Source organism: Chamaesiphon sp. VAR_48_metabat_403 (genome assembly GCF_031422475.1).
Classification (GTDB): domain Bacteria; phylum Cyanobacteriota; class Cyanobacteriia; order Cyanobacteriales; family Chamaesiphonaceae; genus Chamaesiphon.
On sequence record NZ_JANPLS010000096.1, the window covers coordinates 1 to 5835 of the forward strand.

At 47.1% G+C, this 5835-nt stretch carries 5 protein-coding genes and 1 pseudogene; 2 read left to right on the forward strand and 4 right to left on the reverse strand.

Annotated features, from left to right (window positions below; translation table 11 throughout):
* Positions 1-122 precede the first annotated feature (122 nt).
* The gene (gene recR / locus RMO79_RS04950) at positions 123-734 is read left to right on the forward strand and encodes a recombination mediator RecR (protein WP_396136526.1); all 612 of its coding nucleotides are present in this window, start codon (positions 123-125) and stop codon (positions 732-734) included.
* A 78-nt stretch (positions 735-812) separates the two neighbouring features.
* On the opposite strand, the gene RMO79_RS04955 is transcribed toward recR, so the two are convergent.
* Positions 813-1550, reverse strand: coding sequence for a response regulator (locus tag RMO79_RS04955; RefSeq protein ID WP_310481947.1), 738 nt, complete (start codon positions 1548-1550; stop codon positions 813-815).
* A 327-nt stretch (positions 1551-1877) separates the two neighbouring features.
* Here RMO79_RS04955 and lipA point away from each other — a divergent pair, with 327 nt between their 5' ends.
* Positions 1878-2780 carry a lipoyl synthase gene (lipA, locus tag RMO79_RS04960; RefSeq protein ID WP_310481948.1) on the forward strand — a complete coding sequence of 301 codons (903 nt, stop codon included), beginning with the start codon at positions 1878-1880 and terminating at the stop codon, positions 2778-2780.
* Positions 2781-2844: 64 nt separating this feature from the next.
* Here the strand turns inward: lipA and RMO79_RS04965 are convergent, their stop codons facing one another.
* The 3 genes and pseudogenes from RMO79_RS04965 to RMO79_RS04975 all read right to left on the reverse strand — a co-directional run.
* Positions 2845-4176 (reverse strand): FAD-dependent hydroxylase, encoded by a 1332-nt coding sequence (locus RMO79_RS04965; RefSeq protein ID WP_310481949.1) that lies wholly within the window; start codon positions 4174-4176, stop codon positions 2845-2847.
* A gap of 249 nt (positions 4177-4425) precedes the next feature.
* Complete coding sequence (locus RMO79_RS04970) at positions 4426-4914, reverse strand: hypothetical protein (protein ID WP_310481950.1); 489 nt, start codon at positions 4912-4914, stop codon at positions 4426-4428.
* Between the two features lie 140 nt (positions 4915-5054).
* Positions 5055-5835 (reverse strand): annotated as a pseudogene (locus RMO79_RS04975) (hypothetical protein); the annotation flags it as partial.

A 5835-nucleotide genomic window follows, 5' to 3' on the forward strand; every position in this document is an offset into this window, starting at 1 on the left:
GGGAGACGGGGAGACGCGGAGACGCTTGTGGCCACTATCCCTAAAACCTAAAACCTAAAACCTAAAACCTAATTCCTAAAGCCTAAATCCAAAATGGTATAATAATTTTCTCAACCGATTTTATAGGAGCAAAGATTACGGCTTACACGCGCCCCCTTGCCAATCTGATCGAGCAATTACAACGCTTGCCAGGAGTAGGGCCTAAATCTGCTCAAAGATTAGCTTTACACATTCTCAAACGGTCTTCAGCCGAGGTCGAGCAATTAGCTCGATCGTTAATTGAAGCCAAACAGCAAGTCGGCTTGTGTCAGGTCTGTTTTCACCTATCCGCCGAACCAACTTGCGATATCTGTCGCAATCCCCAACGAGATCCGCACACAATTTGCGTGGTCGCCGATTCTCGCGATGTAATTGCTTTAGAAAAAACGCGAGAATTTAGTGGCAAATATCATGTCTTAGGTGGGGTAATTTCACCGATGGATGGGATCGGTCCCGAACAATTAAATATTTCTACTCTTCTACAGCGAATTGCAGCTAATGATGTTAAGGAAGTCATAGTGGCTGTGAGTCCAACGGTAGAAGGCGAGACAACTACTTTATATTTAGGTAGACTAATCGCACCGTTGACCAAAGTTACTAGAATTGCCTTCGGACTGCCGATGGGTGGCGATCTAGAATATGCAGACGAAATAACTCTCGCCCGCGCTTTAGAAGGCAGGCGAGAGATAAATTAGTAGGTACGATAAATTTAGAGTCGGGCGAGGAGTAACATTACCTCAATCGGTTCAATTTGCAACAATCGAGATTGGGTACTAAGTTAATCTCTTTTTGATTAGAACGATTAATTGACCCAATTGTTTTTTCAAAGTATCGACTTCTGTTTCTAGTTCGATCGTTTTTTGGGTACTTTCTTGATGTCGGGCATCTCTACTCTGCTGTTCGGCTTCAAATCTAGCAATTAAAGCTTGCAGCTCGGTTTGTTGAGATTGCTGAATCGTCGCCAATTGGGTTTGGAGCTGGTCGATTTGCGTCCGACTGGTAGTTTCGATCGCGGCAATCCGCTCCATCGCTCGATCTAGCTGCGCTTGCAACTGCAAGACTTCATCGTTGCTAACTGAAGCTTCGATCGACACAGCCGCAGCTACAGGTAACTCAGCCATGCGTGGACGAGCTTTGCGAGCTTTAGTCATCGCCACCCGAATCGCTTCGGCGAGTAAGACCCGATCGAATGGTTTTTCAATAAATTCAAAAAATTCAAATGGTTCCGAGATCTTACTCGTGACCTCTTCCTTTTTCCCCGACATCAATACCAAGGGAATCTTCTGAAATTCTGGATGCGCCTGAATTTGCTGGAAGACATCCCACCCGCTCATTTTGGGTAGAATAAAATCTAACATAATTAGCGAGGGGTGTTCTGTTTCGACAAAGTTGATGCCCTCCAGCCCATCCTTTGCCTCAATTACTTCAAAATCGCCCTCTGGGAGCATATCGCGTACGGTCTTCCGAATCACGCGACTATCATCGATTACCAAGATTTTACTAGTTGCCACACTTGACTCCTGATTGTTTTTTATAAACTTAGGTGTTGTTACTCGTTGTTACTCCTATCTCTCTAATTCAGATGGTTTAACCCAGTTTCAGTGCAAATTGATAAAATTTTTGGAAAATAATGTCTATCTCGTGCCTTGGTTCTTCTCCGTTGCAGAATGGAGAATTGCTAAGATTCAAGGGTAACATCGATCGACCCATGCCCGATCGCTTATCCTATTTTAATCATCGATCGAGTTCTATGCTTTGTCGATCGCCATGCACCGAGATCGATAGTTGAATGGCAGCCGAGGCCTTTACCCTAACTCGTAACTCCTACTCTTTTTAATATGCCCTCATCTTCCGCAGATTTAGCACGTTGGCGCGCTGAAATTCAAACTCTACCTACTTGGCTACGGCGATCGATCGGTACTGCTAGCGAACTTTCGACAGTACAGCAGATTGTCAAACAGCGTCAAATTCATACAATTTGCGAAGAAGGTCGCTGTCCCAATCGCGGCGAGTGCTACAGTCAACAAACTGCTAGTTTTTTGCTAATGGGGCCGATTTGCACTCGCAGTTGTGGTTTTTGTCAGGTCGATAAAGGGCACGCACCGATGCCGCTAGACCCCCAGGAAGCACAGAAGGTTGCCGAAGCAGTAGGACTGCTCGGATTGAAGTATGTAGTCTTAACAGCCGTAGCGCGGGACGATCTCGATGATGGTGGTGCGAGTGGCTTTGTCGAAACCATCTTGGCAATTCGGGCTGTAAATCCGACTACTCAGATCGAAGTACTGACTCCCGATTTTTGGAGCGGGAAGGATGCCCAGCAGCAGCAAAAAAACCGGATCGCGACTGTAGTAGCCGTTAAACCTGCTTGTTACAACCATAATATCGAAACAGTAGCCAGACTCCAAGATCGGGTGCGACGGGGGGCAAAATACCAGCGATCGCTCGATGTTCTAGCGAGTGTTAAAGCACTAGATCCGATCGTTCCAACTAAATCGGGGTTAATGCTCGGACATGGCGAAACAATCGCCGAAATTATCGAAACATTACAAGATTTAAGATCGATCGAGTGCGATCGGCTGACGATGGGACAATACATGCGCCCATCTCTAGAACACCTCCCCGTCGTTAAATACTGGACTCCAGATGAATTTACCCAATTAGGCGAAATCGCTCGCGAACTCGGTTTCAAGCACGTTCGCTCGGCTCCGCTCGTTCGCAGTTCCTATCATGCAGGTGAATGACAATCGGATCGAATGCTTGGCGCAGGTTGGCTTAAATCGACATTTACAGCGACAGATCTGCTAGCTATCGAGCTACCTGCGGCAGTTTACCCGCCAATCCCGTCATCAATCTCAGAGCCAGATGTTTAAATAGGGGAATGCGATCTAGTAATAATAGTCCAAATCGGCGGATGATGACGATCGGGAGAATGCTAGTCGAGAACATCCGATCGAGAAAATCGGTAAAGGCTAAAATTACCCAGTTTTCTGGTTTGCGCCAGCTCGTATACCGTTTGAGTACGGCATCGCTGCCGATATCTTCACCAGCTTGATGCGCGGCGACTAAAATCTCTGCTAAAGCCGCTGCATCCCTAATTCCTAAGTTCATGCCTTGCCCAGCGACGGGATGACAACAGTGCGCGGCATCGCCGATTAAGGCTAGTCTCTGGGCGGTATATTGCTGAGACTGCATTAATTTAACGGGAAATAACCACCGTTGAGAGTCGAGTTTTAGTTTCCCTAATAATCCACCCGTACAATGCTCTAATTGCTGGAGAAATTCATCTGCTGGCAAATCGCGCAATGCTTCGGCTTGCTCGTGGGGTAACGTCCACACTACCTGACAGCGACCATCTGCTAATGGTAACACCCCGATCGGCCCAGCATACCAAAATCTTTCGTAGGCAATATTTTGGTGAGATTTTTCGGGTTCGATCGTGGCTGTAATGCAAGATTGCCAATAGTTCCAGCCGCTGGTAGCAATTCCCGCTCGCTCTCGGAGTGCAGATTTCGCGCCATCGGCGGCAATTACCAAATTCGCGCGGATAATCACAGGTGTGTCGGTATCTGGAGTTGTGACGCTAAGTGTTGCCTCTGTCTGGCTGTATTCTACCGCAGTTACTTGCGCGGGGCACATTTGGGTAAGATTTTGAGCCGATCGCAGTTGGCTTTGGAGTGCGGTTAGTAATACTTCATGACTGGCTGCATAGCCTAATGCGGCGGTGCCCAGATCTTCTGGATACATTTTCACTACGCCCGCATAATCGGCATCAGAGATTTGAATTTGGCTAAATTGAGTAACGTGAGGTAAAATGCGATTCCAGATGCCTAGACCCTCAAAGATTTTGCCTGAGAGCACCGATAGCACGTAGGCTCTACCCTTGGAAATTGAAATCGACTGAGCTTGCGATTCGATCGAGACTACTCGCAATCCCGAATTTTGCAGCGCGAGGGCGAGTGTATTCCCAATAATCCCGCCGCCGACGATCGCCAAATCGTAATGTAGTTGAGGCGATTGAGTCTCTAAATTATCCTCGATCGGCTGTCGATCGTGTAACTGAGTTTGGGGATAATAGTCCAGCGATGCTGGCTGGGTAGCTACTGCATTGGGAATGGCAAGAGACTCTAGACGGGGCATAACGGTGAGGCTAATAAATATGCTATGAATTTACTTTCATTATGACGCTTTTAGTTTGACAGGTCGAGGTATAACCGCGAACAGATCCGGCGCGGTGCTTGTTTAGAGTCAAGTGTGAAAACTAAACAAGTGTCCCCAGTCAGTTACTTGGAGACACTCGTACTCATGTCGAGTCTAGATTAATGTTCGCAAAATTTCGAGTGTCTAGCGTCGGCTCTGCCGCACCGCTGTCAAGAATTTTGACTTGACTTATTTAGGTAAGCCAGTGGGTACGGTGGGTGTAGTGCCAGGTACGGTAGTCTTAGGCATCGAGTCGCTACCAGGAATGGATGTGGGAGTACCAGGTACGGTAGTAGCACCAGGAGTGGTGGGGACTTTGAGGTTACCTGGTTTAGCATTGGAACCTTCAGTGCCCGAACCAGTGGAATTGGTTTTAGTGCTGGGAACGGTGGTGGTATCTGGAGTAGTTTTCGCTGGCATCGTGTCGCCAGCAGGTGCGGTTGCTCCTGGATCGGTTTTCGTAGCATCAGAAGTACCAGCAGCAGGTTTTTTCATGCTGTTCGGTGTTGCCTTTTTACCTTTTTTGGTCTTTTTCGCAACTGCGATGGAAATCTTTGTCGATACTGTCGAAACGTGAGAGGAGGTGTGGTGAGCGTTGGCAGCAGTAGCAGTACCGATGAGGCTCACAGGGGATAAAACTATAGCACTGAGGGCAATTGTTTGGATTAATTTATTCATGAATTTTTTTAAATTTGTAGATGTTTCACCTAAATAATAGGTCGAGTTCTCTAATTGGACTCCCACACATACTAACACCAAAATTAAAAAAGTGTTTGATGTGGTAGCTACAATTTCAAATTCAGATCGCGATCGTTTTATTATTTTCGAGATGCAAATATGTTGTCAAATTTACGACACCGATCGATAAATCGATCCGGTAAATCCGGTCTGGCTCCGAAATGTAGATGGGTATAAGCCGCTTGGACACAGTATCTATACCAACCTTCCGGTCGGAAGATCGAGTTAGATTCGTAACCCTGAAGATCGTATAAAGGTCGATCGGGTAAATCAGTTAGAGTAGAACGATGAAACTCATGCCCCCACACTCGATCGCCCGAATCTAGAATTAAACTATCTTGCAAAAGCGTAAGCTGGCGATAACCGAGTGTTAACTTTTTTCCCATCACGGCAGTAGTCGGAAAAATCCCCACCATTGCATGAGATCGATCGTTAAAATCAATAATTCGATCGCTCAAATACATCAATCCACCACATTCAGCATACGTAGGCATTCCCGCGATAATTGCTGCCTTGACTGCGGCGATCGCCGATCGATTTTCAGCTAAGATCTGGGCAAAGACTTCCGGAAATCCACCCCCAAAATATAAGCCACAAATATCTGGCGGTAATTGCGGATCGGCTAATGGACTCCATTCGACTAATTCGGCTCCTAGCTCTGCGAGTAAGTCCAAATTATCCGCATAGTAAAAATTAAACGCCGCATCCTTAGCTACCGCAATCCGAATCGGGCGCAGAGCAACCCCTTGACAAGGCTGCCCCGTAACGACATCTCTAGAAACATGCGAAGTTGGTGGGAATCCCCCTGTCTTGTCTCGCAGCCGGGGGGGGCACACCCCGCAGCGAGCCCCGAAATACCCC

Bases quoted from the DNA above. Each gene is read 5' to 3' on its own strand.
- lipA (WP_310481948.1), top strand. From the start codon at position 1,878: ATGCCCTCATCTTCCGCAGATTTAGCACGTTGGCGCGCTGAAATTCAA.
- RMO79_RS04965 (WP_310481949.1), bottom strand. From the start codon at position 4,176: ATGCCCCGTCTAGAGTCTCTTGCCATTCCCAATGCAGTAGCTACCCAG.
- RMO79_RS04970 (WP_310481950.1), bottom strand. From the start codon at position 4,914: ATGAATAAATTAATCCAAACAATTGCCCTCAGTGCTATAGTTTTATCC.